The sequence below is a fragment of the Actinoplanes sp. NPDC048791 genome (assembly GCF_040650095.1).
Lineage (GTDB): Bacteria > Actinomycetota > Actinomycetes > Mycobacteriales > Micromonosporaceae > Actinoplanes.
Genome location: NZ_JBEZGQ010001211.1, coordinates 2,033 through 2,286 on the forward strand (window position 1 = coordinate 2,033; position 254 = coordinate 2,286).

Below are 254 nucleotides of genomic sequence, written 5' to 3' on the forward strand. Positions count from 1 at the left end.
GACAAGCCGCTGGCCGGCGGCGACCACGCGATCGCGCTGTACAACTCGACCGACCACCTCGCCACCGTGGGCGTCGCGGCCACCGACACCGGGCTGGACCCGGCCCGCGGCTACCGGCTCAAGGGCGTGTGGACCGGCCGGACCGCCGAGGCCGCCACCACCATCGAGGCGGCGGTCCCCGCGCACGGCACCGTCGTCTACCGGGTCCGGCCCCGGCAGAGCCACGAGACCGTCCCGCCGGCCGTGACCGTGGA

General features: G+C 76.8%; 1 pseudogene. It reads left to right on the forward strand.

The window, feature by feature from the left end:
• Nucleotides 1-254: pseudogene (locus AB0C29_RS44465) on the forward strand (alpha-galactosidase); the annotation flags it as partial.